Origin of the sequence: Asticcacaulis benevestitus DSM 16100 = ATCC BAA-896 (assembly GCF_000376105.1) — a bacterium.
GTDB lineage: Bacteria > Pseudomonadota > Alphaproteobacteria > Caulobacterales > Caulobacteraceae > Asticcacaulis > Asticcacaulis benevestitus.
Window position 1 is genome coordinate 36,712 of record NZ_AQWM01000024.1, and the last position, 20,322, is coordinate 57,033.

General features: G+C 58.0%; 15 protein-coding genes. 3 read left to right on the plus strand and 12 right to left on the minus strand.

Translation table 11 applies throughout. The features are described from left to right. Positions 1–37: 37 nt before the first annotated feature. The 3 genes from B060_RS26235 to B060_RS0117705 are packed head-to-tail and all read right to left on the minus strand — an operon-like array spanning position 38 to position 1,802. Positions 38–775, minus strand: a complete 738-nt coding sequence (locus B060_RS26235) for a spermine/spermidine synthase domain-containing protein (protein WP_018083138.1) — start codon at positions 773–775, stop codon at positions 38–40. A 12-nt stretch (positions 776–787) separates the two neighbouring features. Beyond that, on the minus strand, positions 788–1,540 hold the full coding sequence (locus B060_RS0117700) for a YoaK family protein (protein ID WP_018083139.1): 753 nt from the start codon (positions 1,538–1,540) through the stop codon (positions 788–790). A gap of 25 nt (positions 1,541–1,565) precedes the next feature. Continuing rightward, positions 1,566–1,802: an alkylphosphonate utilization protein gene (locus B060_RS0117705; RefSeq protein ID WP_018083140.1), complete on the minus strand. Its 237-nt coding sequence runs from the start codon at positions 1,800–1,802 to the stop codon at positions 1,566–1,568. A gap of 203 nt (positions 1,803–2,005) precedes the next feature. On the opposite strand from B060_RS0117705, the gene B060_RS0117710 reads away from it, so the two are divergent. After that, the gene (locus B060_RS0117710; protein WP_026172943.1) at positions 2,006–2,272 is read left to right on the plus strand and encodes a helix-turn-helix transcriptional regulator; all 267 of its coding nucleotides are present in this window, start codon (positions 2,006–2,008) and stop codon (positions 2,270–2,272) included. 139 nt (positions 2,273–2,411) lie between these two features. Here the strand turns inward: B060_RS0117710 and B060_RS0117715 are convergent, their stop codons facing one another. After that, on the minus strand, positions 2,412–3,887 hold the full coding sequence (locus B060_RS0117715) for a methyl-accepting chemotaxis protein (RefSeq protein WP_236621643.1): 1,476 nt from the start codon (positions 3,885–3,887) through the stop codon (positions 2,412–2,414). 443 nt (positions 3,888–4,330) lie between these two features. Between B060_RS0117715 and B060_RS0117720 the strand changes: the two genes are divergently transcribed. Next, positions 4,331–5,371: a glycoside hydrolase family 43 protein gene (locus tag B060_RS0117720; RefSeq protein ID WP_023447378.1), complete on the plus strand. Its 1,041-nt coding sequence runs from the start codon at positions 4,331–4,333 to the stop codon at positions 5,369–5,371. A 221-nt stretch (positions 5,372–5,592) separates the two neighbouring features. Here the strand turns inward: B060_RS0117720 and B060_RS0117725 are convergent, their stop codons facing one another. The 4 genes from B060_RS0117725 to B060_RS0117740 all read right to left on the minus strand — a co-directional run bounded on the left by B060_RS0117725 (position 5,593) and on the right by B060_RS0117740 (position 15,490). After that, positions 5,593–7,221 carry a methyl-accepting chemotaxis protein gene (locus tag B060_RS0117725; protein ID WP_031220931.1) on the minus strand — a complete coding sequence of 543 codons (1,629 nt, stop codon included), beginning with the start codon at positions 7,219–7,221 and terminating at the stop codon, positions 5,593–5,595. Positions 7,222–7,562: 341 nt separating this feature from the next. Then, a complete protein-coding gene (locus tag B060_RS0117730; RefSeq protein ID WP_018083145.1) occupies positions 7,563–9,773 on the minus strand; it encodes a beta-glucosidase family protein in 2,211 nt (736 codons plus the stop codon). A 29-nt stretch (positions 9,774–9,802) separates the two neighbouring features. Then, positions 9,803–13,012, minus strand: coding sequence for an alpha-L-rhamnosidase (locus B060_RS0117735; protein ID WP_018083146.1), 3,210 nt, complete (start codon positions 13,010–13,012; stop codon positions 9,803–9,805). Positions 13,013–13,243: 231 nt separating this feature from the next. Then, positions 13,244–15,490 carry a TonB-dependent receptor gene (locus B060_RS0117740; RefSeq protein WP_018083147.1) on the minus strand — a complete coding sequence of 749 codons (2,247 nt, stop codon included), beginning with the start codon at positions 15,488–15,490 and terminating at the stop codon, positions 13,244–13,246. Between the two features lie 462 nt (positions 15,491–15,952). Here B060_RS0117740 and B060_RS0117745 point away from each other — a divergent pair, with 462 nt between their 5' ends. Continuing rightward, positions 15,953–16,993, plus strand: coding sequence for a LacI family DNA-binding transcriptional regulator (locus B060_RS0117745; protein ID WP_018083148.1), 1,041 nt, complete (start codon positions 15,953–15,955; stop codon positions 16,991–16,993). A gap of 210 nt (positions 16,994–17,203) precedes the next feature. Here B060_RS0117745 and rhaT read toward each other — a convergent pair whose 3' ends face one another. The 4 genes from rhaT to B060_RS0117765 all read right to left on the minus strand — a co-directional run. Then, the gene (gene rhaT, locus B060_RS0117750) at positions 17,204–18,283 is read right to left on the minus strand and encodes an L-rhamnose/proton symporter RhaT (RefSeq protein WP_018083149.1); all 1,080 of its coding nucleotides are present in this window, start codon (positions 18,281–18,283) and stop codon (positions 17,204–17,206) included. Positions 18,284–18,303: 20 nt separating this feature from the next. Further along, positions 18,304–19,221 (minus strand): amidohydrolase family protein, encoded by a 918-nt coding sequence (locus B060_RS0117755; protein ID WP_018083150.1) that lies wholly within the window; start codon positions 19,219–19,221, stop codon positions 18,304–18,306. 62 nt (positions 19,222–19,283) lie between these two features. Beyond that, a complete protein-coding gene (locus B060_RS0117760; RefSeq protein WP_018083151.1) occupies positions 19,284–20,030 on the minus strand; it encodes an SDR family NAD(P)-dependent oxidoreductase in 747 nt (248 codons plus the stop codon). Next, the coding region (locus B060_RS0117765) for a fumarylacetoacetate hydrolase family protein (RefSeq protein ID WP_018083152.1) at positions 20,027–20,322 on the minus strand (296 nt) is incomplete at its 5' end. The genes B060_RS0117765 and B060_RS0117760, both read right to left, overlap by 4 nt.

Consider the following 20,322-nt stretch of genomic DNA (forward strand, 5'->3'; position numbering starts at 1 on the left):
ACAGCGCACAGCGCGGCTGTGACGCGTTTGAGTCGCGTCACAGCCGCGCCTGCCTGACGTGCGCCCGCAAGGAAAGCAGATAGCTTCTGGCCTCGGTCGGGCGATCAAGAATCTCGGGCGTGCGTAAATTTATGGCGGGTTGCGTTCGGGACAGGATAAGAAGCTCGTTGCCTTCCCAGCCATCCTCAGGGCGTAACAGAACGCTGTGAAACCCGAGGCGGCTCATCTCCTCGGACAAGGCAAAGCCATCGATGGCCACGCTGCCTTCATTGACGAGATTGTAAGCGAGGTTGAGCATTAAAACGCCTGAGTCCGTGCAGGCTTTCATAACGCCGGACAACCAGTCTGACCGGGTAAAGCCCGGGACCGTGCCTTTCCCCGTACAGGCATCAACAACGATCGCGTCATAGGTTACGCCGCAGCGATCAGGAAAGGTCAGACCATCTTCCGTGAACCAGCGCACGCGCGGATCGAGATCGAAGTAGCGTCTCGCTATGGTCTCCGCCATGGGGTCGATATCGACGACCGTCACACTATGGCCTTTTCGCGCCAGCATCGTGGCCAGGCTTCCGCCGCCGCCACCGAGCATCAGCACGCTTTTTTGGTCGCGCAGGAGCAGTTTCAAGGCGTTGACATAACCGAAGAGGCTGGTGCCTGTGACATCAACGAGCGTCTGTAAGCCGCCTCCCATCGAATAGGAGCGTGCTCCGTCGCACAAACGTTCTATGATCCGAACCTTGCCAAAGGGTCCGTCATAGAGAGCTAATTGCTTCATTTACTTTCAGCCTTAAAGATCGTTGTCCATAGGAAAATCCGCGCGATTGACCGTTGATTGTCTGGCTTGTGTCAGGCCGCGCAGGGAAATCGCGGCCAGAATGAAGGCCGCAATCCAAAACATCGCCCCGCCTATGCCGCGGTAAAGCGCTACGCCAAGGACGCCACCGCCAAGGAAGGCGAGGATGGTTTCCAAATGCAGTTGCAGGCGGGCGCGGACAGCGGCCATTTCGGACGGCAGACCGCGCCGGAACGCTGAGTCTATAAGTAGACCGATCTCAATGCCAATATCCGTGGCCATTCCGGAGACATGAGTCGTGCGGACACGTGCTTCAGAAATGCGTGTAACCACCGCGTTTTGCACGCCCATGAGATAGGCAAGGCCCAGCACCACGAAAGGCGTACGCAGGCCTGACTCGAGCCACACCTGCAAACAGCCCAGGACGGCCATGCCGCCGGCCTCAAAGAGGATGACCAGGGCGTATATGCCGGCAAACCCACGTGCATGGCCCGCGCTGATTAGGAGGGTTGAGCACACGGCACCCACAACAAAGGCCAGCACAATCAGGATGTAGACAGCCGCCGGACCAAACTGGCCGAGGGCGAGATGGTCCGACAGGGTGGAAATATTGCCCGTCATATTGGCGGAGAAGAAACCGACCGCATAGAAGGCGGATGCATTCAGCGCGCCGGCGACCGCCGCGAGTGTGCAGGCAAGCCTTCGATCAATGGCAAAGTTTCTTGCGCTACCCTGTTGAACTAACATCGACGTCCTGTGCTTTCGCTTCCCATCAGGCCTTCCTGACAAACTCTGTTCGCAGGACCAGCCCCTTGACCTTGTCAGCATTGCACTCAATTTCCGCTTCATCATAGGTCAAACGGATGTTCTTGATAAGCGTGCCGCGTTTAAGGGTGACGCCACCAGAGCCCTTCACTTTCAGGTCCTTGATCAGGGTTACGCTATCGCCATTGTTCAGGCGGGTACCGTTGGCATCCTTCACAACCAGATCGTCATCATCATTCGCCATTGGAATGTCCTTCTAAAAATACAGCAGGTGTCGTCATCCCCTGTCTGTTTCACGAAAAGGCCTATGAACGCTTGCGCGTTGTCGTTCGTCAGGCCAAGGTCAGTCGCCACAATGCACGATTTGCCTCTGCAAATGCAATAAAATAGCGGCACACTCATGTTTAAAACATGAGTTGTCGGATTTAAAAGCGAGAATTTTCCATCATGATGACATCTGCCCAATTGAGAGCTGCGCGCGCTTTGCTTGGCATAGATCAAAAAGCGCTGGCCGACCTCGCCGGTGTGTCGATAGCGACCATCCAGCGCATGGAAATGAGTGATGGCAATGTGCGTGGCGTTGTCGATACCTTGACCAAGGTGGTCGAAGCCCTGGACAGGTCCGGCGTGGAACTGATCGGCGAACTTTACGCCGGTGTGCCGGGCGGAAGAGGTGTGCGACTTAAAGGGCCACCCCACCCGCCACGGGCCTAGGTGCGAGGACGAAGGGGAGGGCGCACCGACGCGCGGTTTACTCTTCCCAAGGCCTGAGCGCTTCCTCGCCCTGGCGGGCATTCATTGCCGAAGGTGTGCGGCGCTGATGCCTTGTCTATCACGACCATCAGGGGGCACATCAGCCGGCTTTCAGGAAGCGCTCGACGCTGCCTTTCAAACCGTCAGAGTGTCCGGCCAGAACCGAGGCAATGGCGCTCACGCTGCCGGCCAGTTCTCCTGTCGCCGCAGCGGCCGTGGAAACACCGTTGATATTGCTGGACATTTGCTGTGTGGTTGCCGCCTGTTCTTCAACGGCGCCGGCCATGGCGGTTGTCAGGTTCGACAATTCATCCACAGCCTGTGTAATGGTGCCGATGGCCAGAACGGCCTCTTCGGTTGATTTTTGAATTGCGCTCACCTGCTGCGTGATCTCATCGGTCGCTCGGGCTGTCTGTCCCGCCAGGGCCTTCACCTCACCGGCGACGACGGCAAACCCCTTTCCAGCGTCTCCGGCACGTGCGGATTCGATGGTTGCGTTCAGGGCGAGCAGGTTGGTTTGCGCCGCAATTGAATTGATCATAGCGACGACCGCGTCAACCTTGCGCGCATTTTCGGCCAGTAGGCGCACGGTCGTATCCGTGGTCGCGGCCTGCATTGCAATCTGCTGTGCGCGATCTGATACCCGGGAGACCTGTCCGGAAATTTCATGGATGGCGCCGGTCATCTGTTCCGAACTGGCCGCCACTGAGGAGGCCCGTTCACTGGCGTTTTCGGCAGCTCCAGCCAGACCGTCGGCTGAACGTTGCATATCGCCAACCGCCTGCGAGACCGCGGCGACGACCTGGGACACATCTGTCGCGATATTTTCCTGGTTGGTAATGATAGCCCAGGTCAGCATGGGTGCAATATATTCTCCGTCAGGCCCTTTGATAGCTGTTATCTGCAGTTCCAGAACTTCAGGCCCTATCCTGATCTTCGTCTTGTGCGGCAGATGGCGATCGTCGGCCAGCATCTGTCTTTGGTGCGAGGGGTTCTTGTGGAAGATATCGATCGAGGCGCCCAGCATATCGGCTACCTTGACCGGCAGATACTGCTCAATCGCGCCCAGGGTTTTCTCAGAGGTGGCATTGAGATAGTTGATGCGGAAATCATTCTTTGGATCGACGGTCATAACCGCCACCGGCATGCCATCGATCATGGTCATCAAGCGGCTGGTTTCATTCTTCTTCGCCGTGATGTCCGATGCGAACTTAACAACCCGGGCTGGCCTGCCATGCTCGTCGAAGACCGGGTTATACGTCGCTTCCAGCCAGACCTTAGCGCCGCCTTTGCCAAATCTCAGGAATTCACCAGAGGCAAATGTCCCTTGTTTCAGATCTTGCCAGAAACGCTCGTACTCAGCGCTCTGGGCGAAGGCAGGGTCAACGAAGAGTCTGTGGTGCTTTCCTTTGATCTCGCCCAGATCGTACCCAATGACGCGCAGAAAGTTCTCGTTGGCATCCAGAACCGTACCGTCCATGGCAAATTCAATGATCGCCAAGGAGCGATTTAAAGCATCCAGTTTAGCTTGGGCAGAGTTAAATTCTGCCTTGGCGAACATGTTCCAATTACCCATCTCTGACTCCCTGATTTTCCTACATTTGGCTATGAGTTTTTATTTAATACCTACAAAAAAAATGGGGCTAAATTCTTAAATTTGATTTAAGCTTGTCGCATGGGTCGAAGGCTTGCTGGCTCACCTGGCATCTCGATACCGCAAAGATTTGCCAGGCCTCTTGACCTTGCCCAGTGCGGCCTATGCGAGAGATATTGGACGTACAGGTAGGATGAAGCGCTTGCCTTCGACAAGGCCGCTACCGCCAAGGCAAAGGTCGCTCGGCAATTGCGTGCCTTTTGGATCATGTGTCAGCAATACCCGACCGCGGCCTATATGGGGCGGTAACCGGACGATCTTGCACGTTGAACAGCAAAAATTATAGATATAGGAACACAGACATGACGCGGTGTTTGTGGCTAACATCGATCTGACGTTTCACTTTGTCTGCTTAGAGAACGAAAATGAACAGCTTTTCACGGCGCCATTTTATCCAGATAACATCAAGTTGCGGTCTTGTGTCGCCGGGCGTCATTCCTTTGGCGGCGAAGGCGGCTACAGAGAAACTTGTTAATCCGCTGGTGCGTCAGCGCGCGGATGCCCAGATATTCAGGCACTCTGACGGATGGTATTATATGATGGCGTCGGTGCCGGAATATAACCGGCTGGCGATAAGACGGTCGCGGACCCTGGCGGGCCTGGGGTTAGCGAAGGAAACGGTCGTCTGGACTCGTCCGGAGGCCGGCAAACTAGGAGGTTATATCTGGGCGCCGGAACTGCATTGGTTTGACGGCCGTTGGCACATATATTTCGCCGCGGGTGATGGCGATGACAAGTTCCATATTAGGACCTACGTCCTCTCCAACCCGTCTAAAAATCCACTCAGTGGCCAATGGACGCTGCTGGGGGCATTGGAAACGCCATGGGACAGTTTCAATCTCGATGCGACAAGCTTTGTTCACAAAGGGGTGCGGTATCTGTGCTGGGCTCAGCAAGAACCTGGCATCGACACCAATAGCAATATTTATCTTGCGGCCTTGGCAAGCCCGACGACCTTTGCGGCAAAACCGGTTCGGCTATCCATGCCGACGCTTCCATGGGAAATCATTGGTTTCAAGGTCAATGAGGGCCCAGCCGTGTTGGCGCGCCATGGCCGATTGTTCCTGACCTATTCGGCCTCGGCCACGGACGCAAACTATTGTATGGGCATGCTGACGGCCAATGAAGATGCCGATATCATGGCCCCATCTTCATGGTCGAAATCCCTGGAGCCGGTGTTGCGCAGTTCTCCAGAGCACAAAGTCTGGGGGCCGGGCCACAACGGGTTTACGGTCGATGAGAAAGGTCGCGATATACTGGTTTATCACGCTCGCGACTACCGAGATATTCAGGGTGATCCTTTGTTTGATCCTAACCGTCACACCCGCGTCCAGTTCATCCGTTATAAAGCCGATGGCGTGCCCGATTTTGGTATGCCTGTGGCCATTGGCCCCCTTGCTGGCTAGATCCTCGCGGGCAGATAGCGCGGTCGCTCCTCTTCTAAGACAAGAGCCGGCCCGTCAACACGAGGCGCCTAAGATCTGGTTACATCCACAAGTTCACGCATGATGCCAGCCGTACGTGCGCTCATGGCTTTAGGGAAGCCTTCTAAACCATCGAGGTGGCCGTCAAAGCGCAAACGGTACCGCCCGACGGGCTAGAAGGCCTACCCAAGTCCTTGACGGCGTCAGGCGACTTTGGACAAGCGCATGAAGTCGTCCATTTGGATCTGAAGCATGCCGGCTTGCTGCGCCAGTTCGCCGGAGGCATTCAGCATCTGGCCGGCGGCCGCGCCGGTCTCTTCCGCGGCTTGTGCGACGCCGACCATATTCTCGGTGACGTGGCGTGTTCCGACCGAGGCCTGAGTGACGGCCTGTACGATTTCGCTGGTGGCGGCACTTTGCTGCTCAACGGCGACGGCGATGTTGTTCGCGGTCTTCTGGATTTCGCCGATGGTCCCGTTGATCGCCTGAATGGCCTCGACGGCACGTTCGGAGGAGGACTGAATTTGCATGATCGTCTTGCCGATTTCCGTCGTCGCACGGCTTGTCTGGGTGGCCAGTTGCTTGACCTCTGAGGCGACGACGGCAAAGCCGCGTCCCGCTTCACCGGCGCGCGCCGATTCGATGGCGGCGTTCAACGCCAGCAGGTTGGTCTGGCTGGCAATATTTGAAATGATGTCGACCACGTCTCCAATGCCCGTCGCCAACTGATTCAGCTCGTCCACGACCTTCATTGCCTTTTCCGCTTCGATCACGGCGTGCGCTGAAATTTCCGTAGACGCATGAATTTGGCGGCTGATTTCGGTGATAGAGGCGCCGAGTTCCTCGGCCGCGCCCGCCACGGATGTCACGTTGCTGCCCGCCTCCTCGGCCGCACTCGAAACCGTCACCGATTGCGCGCTGGTCTGGTGCGCAGACGCGCTGAGTTGCGTGGCTGTGGCTTGCATCTCGGTCGAGGCTGAAGAAACAACTGACACGATACCGTTCACCGAACGCGCCATGGTGCGGGAGCGTAAGGCGTTCTCACGGAACACCTCAAGGCCGCGCGCAATATCGCCGCACTCGTCCTTACGCGTAAGTCCCTGGATCGTAATATCGAGCTTGCCATCGGCCAGATCGCGCAATTGCTCGACGGCCTTGATGACAGGGTTTGAAATCCCGAAGGTCGCCAGCACGTAACCGCCGATCATCCCGACGAGGATACCGACAAAAGCTACGATCATCATGGCCATGGCCGCAGCCTGAGCCTGGCGGCTGTGCTCGGATGCCGTCTGCGTGCCGAGCTGGTCGGCGGCATCTGCGTAGGTATCGAGCTTCTTGGTGAACTCGTCCGAACCGGCGCGGCTCGTCTTGACGTGATCCTCCATGTCCGCCGCGTTTGCCGTAAGGGCGTCTTGTCCGGCATGACGTTCGGCCAGGTCGAAGGTGGTTTCGCGGGACGCCTTGTACTGAACATAGGCCGCCTTGATGTCCTCGAGTTGACGGCGTTGCGCGTCGTCTGTCGCCCTTGCGACGGCTGAGTTGAGCTGTTTTTCGAACTTTGCGTCACGCTCGATGTTTGTCTGGCGAATCTGGGCAGTCGTGCCGTTCGAAAAATCGGTCATGGCCCTGTATTCAGAGCGGTTCATGGCGGCCGCCAGGGCCGACATGCGCGCCGACGCCGTGGCTGCGCCATCCACCTGGTCCACCTGTAGGATGGCCTTACCCAATTGCTGAATGCGATTAAATCCGAAAGCGGCAACCCCTCCTGATAATATGACCAACACCCCAACCAGGGCCAATAGTTTCGTCTTTATCTTTACGGTACTCAACATGATAGCCTCCTCCGCGGGGCTAAGCCTAGGGTTGATCATTGTGGTTTAGGAAGGGTTAATTTTAAGGTGCGTTCAAAATAAATACAACCGCAGGTCTAAATGCGAAATGAGTAGCCAGTAGCCGAAAGTCTAATGCTCTGAGGTGTGCCATGAGGGACAGGCTCGCTTTTCGATCAATCAAGATAGCGCCGCTTGCCTTATCCGCGAATGAAACCGCCGTGCTCGGTTCTCAATTGGTACGGATAAGGCCAGGCTATTTCACGGATTTTAAGACCGTGCGCGGGAGGTTCTGACGGAGGCGACACGCTTTCGGCGCCCCAGCTCGATAGCTGAGCTGTCACCTAGGGTTTAAGTGACCTCTTGGTAGCGCGCGTCTCCCCGACAATACCTTCGTCACCGGCTGAACTCGCTACAGTTACGGTGTAGTTACCACCGGCTATATCCCACCTATTGGTTTTCAGGTTGAAACTGGCCAATAAACGCGGATCAGCTGTTAGAGTAACGGTCTGGCTCTGACCCGGCATAAGGTCCACCTTACTGAAACCGATCAGTCTTTGGATTTTGGCACCAGGCGTGTGGCTAAGATAGACCTGTGGGGTGTCTTTGCCGCTCAGCTTGCCGGTATTCGTCACCGTAAAGCTGACACTCACGGTCTGTCCCCCGGTGACTTTCAGATCGGTATAGCTGAACTGTGTATATGACAGGCCAAAACCGAAGGGGAAGAGGGGTTTGGCGCCGGTTTTGGCAAAGCGGCGATAACCAACATCGGCGCCCTCCTCGTAAACGACATCGAAGATCTGACCATCAGGCACATCGAGGCCCGGCAAAGCTACGCGCGGATACTGATCGAGCGACGCGGGGAAGGTCACTGGCAGACGACCCGATGGGTTGACCTTGCCCGTCACGATATCGGCGATAACCTCGCCACCTTTTTGTCCAGGATACCAGGCTTCGATGACCGCGCCCGCCTTATCCAGCCATGGCATGAGCACCGGACCACCTGTCTCCAGGACGACGATCGTATTGGGGTTGGCCGCAGTCACAGCGGAGATCAGGTGGTCTTGCCCATTGGGCAAGGACAGATCTGGCGCATCCTCATTCTCCCCCATCCATTGCAGGCCAAAGACGATGACCACATCGGCCATTTTCGCCAGACGCGCCGCCTCTGCGTCATAGCGACCGTCATAGAAGCGTATCTCAGCTTCTGGCAGACGCTCGCGCAGGGCCTTAAGTGGCGAGGAGGGGTGGAAATTGGCATTGCGGAACATGGCCAGCATGCCTTCGCCGCCAAGTGGCACAATGAGCTGGCCTTCGCCGGCCAGAACCTGTGAGGAGCCACCGCCCGACGCGACACCGGCATCGGCATGACCGCCAATGACCAGTATCTTTTTAACCGTTCCCGCCAACGGCAGAAGGCCGGGCGTGTTTTTGAGAAGAACCATGCCCTCGGCGGCTTGCCGCGCCGCCACCTCAGCATGGGCGGCATAGTCGATCTCACCGACTGGCTCTGGCGTGTCGAAGAGACCCGCTGCGAACATTGAGCGCAGGATGCGCCGGTTCATATCCTCTATCCGTGCCTGCGGCACGGTGCGGGATGCGACAGCGGCTTTCAGCGGCTCACCAAACCACACTTGTTTATCGAGTTGCTCCCCTGATTGCTGATCGAGCCCCAGCAGGGCGAAATCGGTCGATTTCACTGCGCCCCAGTCCGACATCACCCAGCCCTTATAGCCCCAGTCGCCTTTTAGAACCTTGTTGAGCAGCCAGTCATGGCCGCAGGCGTATGCGCCATTGACCAGACTATAAGCGCACATAACCGATCCAGGCTGGCCTTTTTCGATGGCGATCTGGAAAGCCAGGAGATCGGATTCACGCAAAGCCGCCTCGTCGATGACGCTATTGGCAAAGTTACGGCCGGTCTCCTGATCGTTTAGCGCGAAGTGCTTGACGGTTGAGATCACGCCTTCGCTCTGGATGCCGCGGATCTGTTCTCCCGCCATCATGCCGGCTAGCCAAGGGTCTTCGCCGACATACTCGAAGTTGCGGCCATTGCGTGGATCACGCGCCAGATTGGCCCCGCCGGCAAGTTGCACATTTATTTTCTTGTGGCGTGCCTCGTTGCCGACCACGACGCCGCCGGCAAAGGCGATATCGGGGTTGAAGGTTGCGGCCAGGGCAAGTCCGGAGGGCAGGGCGGTGGCGTGGTCACCGGGCCTGATGCCCAGCGGATTGGTAACGCCGAGCGATGCGTCGCTTTCCTGAAGCGCAGGGATGCCGAGGCGGGGAATGGGCGGGTAGTACCCCGCCGAACCGATGGCGCCGTCTGGAATCTTGCCGCCTAAAATGGGCAACGCCATGGGACCGTGCAGGAAGCTCAGACGCTCGTCATTGGTCATGGCGGCATTCAGCAGGCTAGCGCGGACATCAGGCGACAGGTGGGCGTCGAGCCAAGGCTTTGCGGGCTCTGCGGCCTGCGCGGACAGGGCCATGCCGAGTGCCAATAGGCTGACCCTGGCGGCGGACATAAGGGTGCGGTGACGGTTGAAGATCATGGGATATTCCTTCTAAAAGGGCACTAAACCTAGGCGGTGATGGTGAAATGATAGGTACCCGAACCAATCTCGACGACCGTGCGGTCTCCATCGGTGCCGATCAGGCGAATATCTGGATGGCCGGCGACGGCTTTTCCGCCTTCACGTACCGTCGCCGCCGAGAGTGTCGGCAGATAGACCAAGGCCCGGGAATTGGTAGCGACTGTGACGCTCAAAGAAAATGCACCCTTTGGCCCTTGAGACCAGTCGGTGGCCAGACGTCCCGTCACGCCGTGATAGTCGCCGCCGCCTGTCTTGACGCGCGGATCGAGCAAAGGGTTGACTTTGAAGGTTTTAAAGCCCGGGTCGATCGGATCGAAACCGGCCAGACGGCGGAAAACAAAGCCGGTGACCGCGCCGAGTGAATAGTGGTTGAACGAGTTCATCGACACATCTCCGGTATCGCCGTTCCAGCGTTCCCAGATGGTCGTTGCGCCCTTCGCCACCATGTAGCCCCAGGACGGATAGTCGGTTCGCAACAAAAGATCATATACCGTCTGGCTATAGCCGGCATCGGCCAGGGCATCGAGGCTAAACGGTGTGGCGAGGAAGCCGGTGGTCAGATGACCGCGCTTTTCGATATTGGCCTTAAGCTTAGCGCTCGCGCTGGCGCGTAGAGCGTCTGGTAGCAGGTCGTAATGCAGGGCCAGGATATAGCCGGTTTGGGAATCGTTGCTGACGAGGCCATCGGGCTGGACATAGGCCTTGATAAAGGCCGTCTTGATATTGGCCGAAAGGGTGGTGTAGGCGCTGGCGTCGCGGCCGGTCGCCTTCGCCATATCGACCATGGCATCGACCGAGTGTTTCCACATGGCTGTGGCGATCAGGTCCTTTGGCGTAGTGGCGTCACCGGGATATTTGGAATCGAACGACAGCCAATCGCCGAAATCGGCGCCACGGTTCTTTGTCCAGATGAAGTCGTCGCTGTTGGCGATGATGAAGTCGATATAGCGGGTCATCGACGCCCAGTGCTGATCGATCACCGCCGTATCACCAAAGCGCTTCCACGTCGTCCACGCCAGTATGACACCGGCATCGGCCCAACCGGGCGCAGCACCGGTGCCAAACTCGGTACCAATTGTGTCGGGCGAGACATTGCTGTAGGCGCCATCAGCGCTTTGCGCATCGCGGACATCGCCCAGCCACCGCTCGGTGAAGGCCGCCACATTCATGTTGAAGGCGGCGGCGTCCCAGAAGACATTGGCATCCCCCATCCAGCCCAGACGTTCGTCGCGCTGCGGGCAGTCGGTGGGAATACCTATGAAGTTCGAGCGCTGGCTCCACAGTGTATTTTGCCACAATTGCTGGATGATCGGATTGCCCATGCGTAGATGTCCCGTCTCCAGAAGATCTGAATGGATGACGATTCCGGTAATATCGTCGGGCTTTGGCGCAGCGCTAAGTCCGGATACCTCGACATAGCGAAAGCCATGATAGGTGAAATGGGGCTCATAGGTTTCGCCGGCCGGATCACCTTTCAGGATATAGATATCAGCGGCGCGGGCGGCACGCAGGTTGGATTGGTCGATAGTCCCGTCGGCCTTGAGCACCTCGGCGAATTTCAGCGTGACGGTATCACCGGCCTTGCCCTTGGTTTTCAGTCGGACCCAGCCGGCGAAATTCTGGCCGAAATCTATGACATAGGCGCCATTGATCAGCGTTGTGGTGGCGGGTTTTAGCGTGCGGGTGCGGCGAATGGGCGGGCTGATCATGCCCTCCAGCTTGCCTGCGGCGGTCGGGGCGAGGGTTGCTGGTGACCAGCGGGCATCGCCCTTGAAACCGGCACTGGCCCAGCCCGGCTGTTCAAGACGGGCGTCATAGTCTTCCCCGTCATAGATGTCGCTCATCGTGGCGGGCGCTGCGGAAATCAACCATTGATCGTCAGTCGTAACGGTCTCGGTGCGGCCGTCGGTATAGGTCAGCTCAAGCTGGGCTAAGTAACGCAAGGGGGCATCCCCGAAAGCATAGCGTCCTGCGGGGGCCAGATAGCTGCCGTAGAAGCCATCTCCGACCATGGCGGCGATGGCGTTCTGACCCGTTTTGACGAGGGCCGTGACGTCGTGGACGCGATAGAGGATGCGCTGACTAAAATCCGTGCTCTCCGGCGCCAGAAGGCCGTCGCCGACGCGCTGGCCGTTGATATGCGTCTCGTAGGCGCCAAGCGCGGTCACGTAGAGGCGCGCTTGCGTCACAGGCGCTTTCGCACTGAAATCCCGGCGCAATAGAAAGGCGCCCTTGCCGGGAAGGGGCATGGTCTTGCCAGGGATCAGCGTGATGGGCGACCATCCGCTGTCATCAAAGGCCGGTGAGGTCCAGGTGTCCGGCTTGTCGGTCGAGGTGAGGGCGGTCTCATCGTTGACGCGCACCACGCGGCCGTCTTTCAGTTCGGCGCGTACCATTAGGGCAGACTTTATGAGGCTTTCGGGGGTGACACCCCAGCCGGTAAGATCGTCGAGCGCCACGGCCAGCACATGCTTGCCGGCTTTCAGGGTAACACGGCTCTCGACCGTGCCCTGCTTGCCGAAGGCAACCGACGAATAGGGTGGCAATGTGATGGCCTGACCATCGATAAACGGCTTGTAGCCGACATTCGCAAGGGTCATCACGGTCACCTCGGCATCGGCGTCGAGGGTGAAGCTGAGCCGGACTTGGCGGGTCTGGTCCTTGGCGGGGCGCTTGACGCCAAACCAGTGAAGACCGGCTTCGCGGTCGCCCCGCATTTCAGCATCCTCGGCTGCCAGCCACTGGCCGGTCCAGTCGGCAGGCGACAGAAGGCCCATTTCCCAGAAGGCGGCGGGGCTGAGCGCGCTCTGGCCGTGATTGTCCCATACCTTGACCTGCCAGCAGGCGCGTTGGCGACTTTTCAGGGCCTTTCCCTTGTAGGTCACGTCGAAAGACTGATCGCTGTCGATTTTGCCGCTGTCCCACAGGTCGAAATCACCGGCTTTCAGACTGTCGAGGGATGAGGCCACCTGCACCTGATAGGCGGTCTGCATCGTGCCGCGAGTTGGCGATTCCAGCCGCCAAGAGAGGCGGACATTTGCCAGTTGCACGCCCAGGGGGCTCTCGACGTTTTCGCACAGCAGGCCCAGAACGCGTAAACCCTTGCCTGTGGACGCGGCAAGGGTGGGGCTTGAGGCAACAAGACCAGCAAGGCCGGTGCCGACGAGAATACCGCGACGTGAGGGCCGAAACGACATGAGTGGGCTCCGCTGTAGATTTTATGTTTGGCGCAGGGTGCACCTGAAAGGACAAAAAGGAAATTTCATAAAAAAGAGAGGCTGATCGCCAGCGCCGGAGGGCCAGGGTAGGCAACGCTTGGGGTGAGGGGCCACCCGGTGGTTGTTGCCGGCGATCAGCCTCAGAGGAAACACCCAGGGAGAAGACTAGGTCCTCGGGGTATATCCTGAAGAGGGCTTAGACGAGGTGGCTCAGAAATCGCGACGTAGCGTGATGCCCACCTCGCGGCCCTTGGTGACCGTGCCGATGCGGTAGCCGGTATTCTGACCAAGGGTGTACCACGGACCGCCATCGGTATCCTGTACGACGTTATCCAGCAGGTTCTTGGCGTACAGGCTGGCCTCCCACTTGCCGTCCGGTCCCTTCAGCCCGACAAAGCCGTTGACCACGGTATAGGACGGCTGGGTCCAGGCGGTTTGAGGGAAGTAGGCCTCGTCATGATAGGCGGCGTTAGCGCGAATATAGGCGTCCAGGCCCCACAGCTTGAAGCCATAATCAGTGCTGGCGGTAATGCTGACCTTGGGCAATTGGCCCAACGAGGCATTGGAGATGCAGGTGGAGACGTAGTGCCCCAGCTGGACCTTGGGCACGCCTGTGACGTCGGGGGTGCCGTCGCCGTTGTAGTCATTACATGGCACAGTGGCGCTATCGTAGTGAGCGTCGGTATAGGTGGCATTGAGGCCGACGGACCAATCTGGCGTGACCAGGAAGCGGCCTTCAAACTCAATACCCGAGCTGACCGCATTGCCGTTAGAGAACATAGTATCGTTACATGAGGAGCCGGTCGCAGTGCCGTCAGCCGTCGCGTAGGCTGTGCCGGTGGTCGAGGGCACGCCCGTACAGGCGATGATAAAGGACGAGCCGATATATCCGTCGTAGTTCTGCTTGAAGATCGCCAGGTTGGTAGTCAGGCGGCGGGCGAACCACTGGCTCTTGATACCCAGTTCGAGCGAATCTGAATGCTCGGAACCGAAGTTGTAGAAGCTGGTTGGGATCGGGTTGTTGCCGGTATTGGCGCCGCCGGAGCCGGGGCGGAACGAGGTGCCGTAGGAGGCGTAGAGCATAAGGTCGCGGCTAAACTCATGCTGGTAGCTGGCATTGCCGGTGGTCGCCTGATAGGTAATCGAACCGACGGCGCGTTCGACCTCAAAGTGCGAATAGCGCAGACCGAACTGGACCTTGTCCTTTTGCGTCAGGTTGAAGCGTTGGTTGGTGAAGATGCCATAGTCCTTGATGGTCTTGGCGTTGAGCGCATTAGAGGTAAAGGGCACGACCGAGGTGACCTGAGCGAACTCATTGTGGCTCGAGAAGACGCCGTAGGTAAAGTTATAGACGGGATTGGCCTTGCTTTCGAAACGGAATTCGTTGGTGGCGGTCTTCTGCTTGATCGACTGGACAATGTTCGAGGGCAGCATGATGCCGGTATTGGCAAAATCGAGGTCAATGTTTTGGGCGAAGGTCGAGTCGGTGTAGCCCCCGACATAGTTGATCTGGTAGTCGCCCAGATCGTACCGCGCTTGCAGGACGGTCGTGACCGCGGTCGAATCGGAATAGTTCTTGCCTGAATTAAGCGCGGTCAGATCATCAAGCCTATAGGTTTCGCCTGCATTTTTTGAGATCGCCGTACCTGTGCCGGACACCGAGCGATAGAAGGCGCGATCGTCACGCAGGCCTTGCGTTACCAACGAGACTTCCAGATCGTCGGTCGGGCGCCACATCAGCGTCCCGCGCAAGGAACGCGTCTCGTGGTGCGACTTGTCGCCGTTGGCTATATCTTTCACGCCATTATCGTCATTGCTATCGTAAAGGCCGGCCAAGCGGAAAGCCAGAGTGTTGGTGATCGGTCCGCCGTAGGCGGCTTGCAGGTTTTTACCGTTCGAATCGGACAGGCTGCCTTGTACGAAGCCATCGGAACCTGAGAAGTTGGGGCGCAGCGTGTTCACCGTAATAGCGCCCGACGGTGAGGTGCGACCGCGCAGGGTGCCTTGCGGCCCGCGCAACACTTCGATCTGACCAATGTCGTAGATGGAGTTGAAGGCGTCCTGCGTGGCCACAGGCACTTCGTTGAAATAAACGTCGACCGTATTGGTGGTGCCGCCGATCCCCCCCAGGCCAGGCATCTTGATCCCACGCAGCGAAACAGATTGTTCGTCACCGCTGGTGCGGGTCAGCGAAAGACCGGCGCTGAGAACAGCCACTTCCTGGAAGCTTTCGATATGGGCCTCCTTGAGCGCTTCTGACGTTACAACGTTGACGGTCTGCGGAACGGCCTGAACACGCTCCTTGCGCTTGCTGGCGGTGACGATGACTTCAGTGGTGTCATTTGCGGCTGTGGTTGAATCCTGAGCGTAGGCGGGGCCGGCAAGTGCCAAAAGACTGGCGCCGGTCATGAGAAGTGCGAGCGTTTGGGACAGCGCTGTCGTAGAGATGCGGACCATGGTTGTTTCCCTTTTTGCTCGGCCGGTTCATCCGGGCCGGTTCCTGATTTAGCACGGCCTCGCCAAGACGCTTTTAGGGCGCGCAGGCGATGCGTGTTGTCGTGATGTGAGAGACGAAAGTGTTTTCCTGCGCGTCGCCGTTTGGCGACATTCCTGTCGTATTTTTTATCGTGACCAAAGATAACGAAGTCTTGCAGGAGGCGTCAACAAATTTCACAAAATGAATATTAAAATCACTAAATGGGATGATGTGTTGTGATAAATATGGCACTATGCGTCCCGACATCTGGGATTTTACCTCGAAACATTTCGCGTTAAAATGACTTATAAAAGCTATTTCTCTATAATAAATAATTGGTTATAAGTATGCCTGCATGGTAGCGATATCATTTTGTGTCGACGGCTTAACCCACGACAGCCCTGTCTTATTTTTGAGTCCACGCATGAACTGCGAAGGCGATTATGACCCATCTGACCATCATGGAACTGGCGAAACGCGCCCAGGTATCGATGAAGACGATTTCGCGGGTCATTAACAAGGAGTCCGGTGTCGGCGCTAAAAAGCGCGCGGAAATCGAGGCACTTATAGAATCGCTGGGCTTCGTGCCGAATGCGGCGGCGCGCGCCATGGCGAGTTCGCGCAGCTATCTGATCGGCCTTTTGATGCACCAGACCAACAACCATTACTATCCACACGAATTGCAGATCGGCGCTATGCGCGCATGTCGGCAGCGCGGATATCATCTGACGGTCGAAGAGACACGCAACTATGAGGAGGGGGGGCTTGAGGGCTTCCGCAAGCGCCTCCTTGCGGCACGCTTTGATGGCATTGTGCTGACACCACCTGTGACCGAGGATGTCGGTCTGATGGCCTTGCTCGAACAGCTCAAATTACCCTATGTCCGCATCGCGCCCGTGAGCGACTATGAACGCTCGTCCTATGTCTACATGGATGATGAGGCGGCCGGATACGAAATGACCTGCTACTTGATCGACAGGGGCCACAGTGAGATTGCCTTTCTGGATAATATCCTCGGGCTCGCCTCATCCGATCAGCGCCGCAGCGGCTATGTTCGCGCTATGAACGAGGCGGGGTTTACCATCCGGCCAGAATGGAGCGGTCATCGGCTATCCTATCTCAGCACGCGCATGGAAGAGGTTGAGCGACTGATTTTGCTAGATACGCGGCCCACCGCCATCTTCGCGTCTGCGGATTTTCTCGCTTTCGGCGCCATCGCTGCGGCGTACAAGAACGGCCTGACTGTGCCGAAAGACATCAGTATTGTTGGTTTCGACAATTCTCCGGGGTGCGAAAGCGTCTGGCCGCCACTGACCACCGTCCATCAGCCCATCGCTGATATGGCTGAGACCGCCACGTATCTGTTGCTCGACCAGTTCGGCGGCGATCTGGCGAGACCACAAAAACGAGGGCAGAAACTGCCCTATCATCTGGTTGTGCGCGCGTCGGTGGCGCCAAGCCTCGGGCGCAGCGACGAGACTTAGGAGGGCAGACGTCACGGTCAGGATGTCAGCAGGCCTAAACGGATCGATTGCCCCAACGGCGTGGTTGCGACTGTTCTGCCTTTCGGTGATTACAGGGGGTGGGGTGTATCCGATCGTTACTGCCGTCAGGAAGCCTGCGCTCGGATCTTAGACAGCATCAACAAGAGGGTGTCGATGCTGTCTAAGATCCTGGGCCGAGCGTGGCGTGTTCTATTGTGCCACCATATTGCCGATGCCGATGATCACGGTCGAGATAATCAGGGTACCGATGCCGAGCCAGACCATGAAACGCGTCTTGTTGGCGGTGCCCTTCCATTCCTTCAGAGCAAAACCCCACAGGGTCGAGAACAGAATGATCGAGGCCATGTGCAGCGTCCAGGACGAAAAGCCGAACTTGCCCATCTGGCTTTCTCCCATGGTGTAGAAGAAGAACTGGAAGTACCACAAGGTGCCGCCCAGCGCCGCCAGCAGGTAGTTGGCCATCAGGGGCGCTTTGCCCTGACCGGCGTGAACCTTGGATAGCGTGCCGCCCCACTCGCCGGCCGATTTGTTCTTAAGGATCAGGTACAGGCACCACAGGAAATTAGTGGTGAAGCCCCCTGCCAAGACGACGCACAGGACAGGCAGGCCAACCCAAAGGGGGCCAGTGCCTGCCGCGGCCGTCGCTTCACGGATGGGATCGCCTGCAGCTAAGCCGAAGGCGAAGAAGGACGACATGACGCCGGAGAAGACCGCGATCAGGAAGCCTTTCTTGAGGTCGAATTCTCCCCGATCCGGCGCACTGGCATCACCCGCCACATTGGCCAGTTGCTTTTCCTTGGCGTTTCCCGCCAGGGCGACGATGACAATGCCCAGAACCACGACAGCAATACCGATAAAGGTGTAGGCGCTACCGGGCTTGGCGATCAGTTCTCCGAAGGTGCCCTGGAAGATTGGCGGGCCCACCGTGCCAATCACGGTCGTCAGACCCAGCGCGACCGCCATGCCGAGCGACAGGCCGAGATAGCGCATGGTCAGACCAAAGGTCAGGCCACCGAGCCCCCATCCGGCGCCGCATAAATAGCAGATCAGCAGGGTGTGCGAGGGAACCGACGTCAGGACATTGATCAGGTCCTTGCTGCCTATAAAGGCGCCGATCCATGGCGCCAGAATCCACGAGAATACCCCGCCGGTCAGCCAGAAAATTTCCCACGACCATAGCCTGATGCGTTTATAGGGCACATAAAAGCTGGCGGACGACAGCCCGCCCAGCCAGTGGAAGAGGACGCCGAGTAAAGGGTTGGGGTTCATGCGCGTTTCCTGTGTTTTTGTTATAGTCTGTAAAGGCGTTCGGCCGTGCCGGCAAAGAGGCTATCCCGTTCATCAGCACTGAAATCCTTGGTAATCTCGTCATAGGCATCAAGCGCCCGGCGATAGGTATTGAACAACTTGTCGGTCGGGAAATCACTGGCGAAGGCGCAGCGCTCAGGGCCAAACGTCTCTATCGTTTGAAGGATCAGGGGCCGCACCGTCTGCGTCGTCCACCGGCGATCAACAAATCCCATGCCGGAGATTTTGACGGCGGCGTGGGGCAGGGCAGCCAGAACTGCCAGTCCGCTTCGCCATTCGGTCAGATCAAAACCCCCATGCTGGTCAGGAACTGGCATGCCCATATGGTTGAGAATAACAGGTACGTCCGGGTGTTTGGCGGCCAGCGCGGCCGCCTGTTTCATCTGACCGGGATAAATCTGCAGATCAAAGGATAGCCTATATTTGGAGAGGAGGCCGTAACCGTAGTCAAATGCGTCATCGTCGAGCAGATTGCGTGGCGTGTAGGTGCGCGTGGGATCGGCGTGCCAGTTGAGGATATGACGGATGCCGCGGACATTGCCATGCTCAGCGTGAGCGGCCAGAAGCGGCTCGATATCGAGACGGTTGAGGGCCGCGAAGGCGACGATGGCGTTCGGTTTTCGGCCGGCATCGGCGAGGGATTGCAACCATTTCGTTTCGTTCAGTGCGTCATCTGGGTGCGCGCCGGCATCTATGTGGACGATCTTTTCGACCGGATACCCGGCGGCATCGGCAAAATAGTCGTTCAGCGTGTAGTCGCTGGCAATCGCTTCAACACTGCCATTGGGCCCGTCATCGGTGAATGGCGGGGTCAGCCACGGATACCGTAGCCCCGTTCTATCACTTTTGGCCAATTGCCAAAGATGCACGTGCGCGTCGACAAAACGCCCAATCGCCATGATATCCGCCTGTTCTTATGGCGCGAGGTTTGTTCCCCGCACCGCTTTTATACGTATGTAGTTTAGTACGTGGTCCGGCCCCCGGACGTATCGAAGACCGAAGCCGTTGTGAAGGAGCATTCTTCCGAGGCCATGAAGCAGACCGTTGCGGCCGATTCATCGACAATGCCCAAGCGCCCCATCGGGATCTTCGAGCGCATATACTCGACCTGTGACGGCGGTAATTGCGCCAGGATCGGGCTCTCGAACGTGGCAGGGGTCAGGGCATTGGCGATCACGCCCCTTGTGGCCAACTCCTTGCCAAGGCTTTTGGTCAGGCCGATCACGCCGGCCTTGGAGGCCGAGTAGGCCGAGGCGTTGGGATTGCCCTCCTTACCGGCCACGCTCGCCACATTGACGATGCGGCCATAGCCGTTTTCGAGCAAATAGGGGATGACCTCGCGGCAGGTATAGAAGGTGCCGTTCAGATTGATGTCCATGACCTTCAGCCACGACTCGACTGGGAATTCCCACACCGGCACGGTGGCACCGGTGATGCCGGCCGAATTGATCAGGATATCGATCTTGCCGAGGATATCGCGGCTGAGCTTAGCAGCGGCCGCCACGGCCTCACGATTCGAGACATCAAGCGCCACCACGGCGGCTGCGCCGGTTTCGGCTTTTGCGGCATCCAAAGCCTCGGCGTTCAAATCCCATAACACGACCGTGCCGCCCTCGGCGACGATGCGGGCAGCCGCCGCCTTGCCGAGGCCGGACGCGGCGCCGGTTATGATGGCCGTGCGGCCCTTATAGCGGTTCTCAAAGATCACGAAAGTATCTCCAGGCCTTCAAGCGTGAAGGGGACAACGGTTTGTTTTTGTTCGCCGAGCTTCGAGACGCCGAGGTGCATCACGTCGCCGGCGTTGAGATAGATCGGATCGGGCTTCTTGCCTTCACCGACGCCCGGCGGTGTGCCGGTGATGACCATGTCGCCGGGCNGGAGGGTTACGAAGCGGCTGATATAGCTAAGCGCTTCGGCGACCGGGAAGATCATGGTGCGCGTATTACCGGTCTGCATGCGGCTTCCGTTGACATCGAGGAACATGTCGAGGGCTTGCGGGT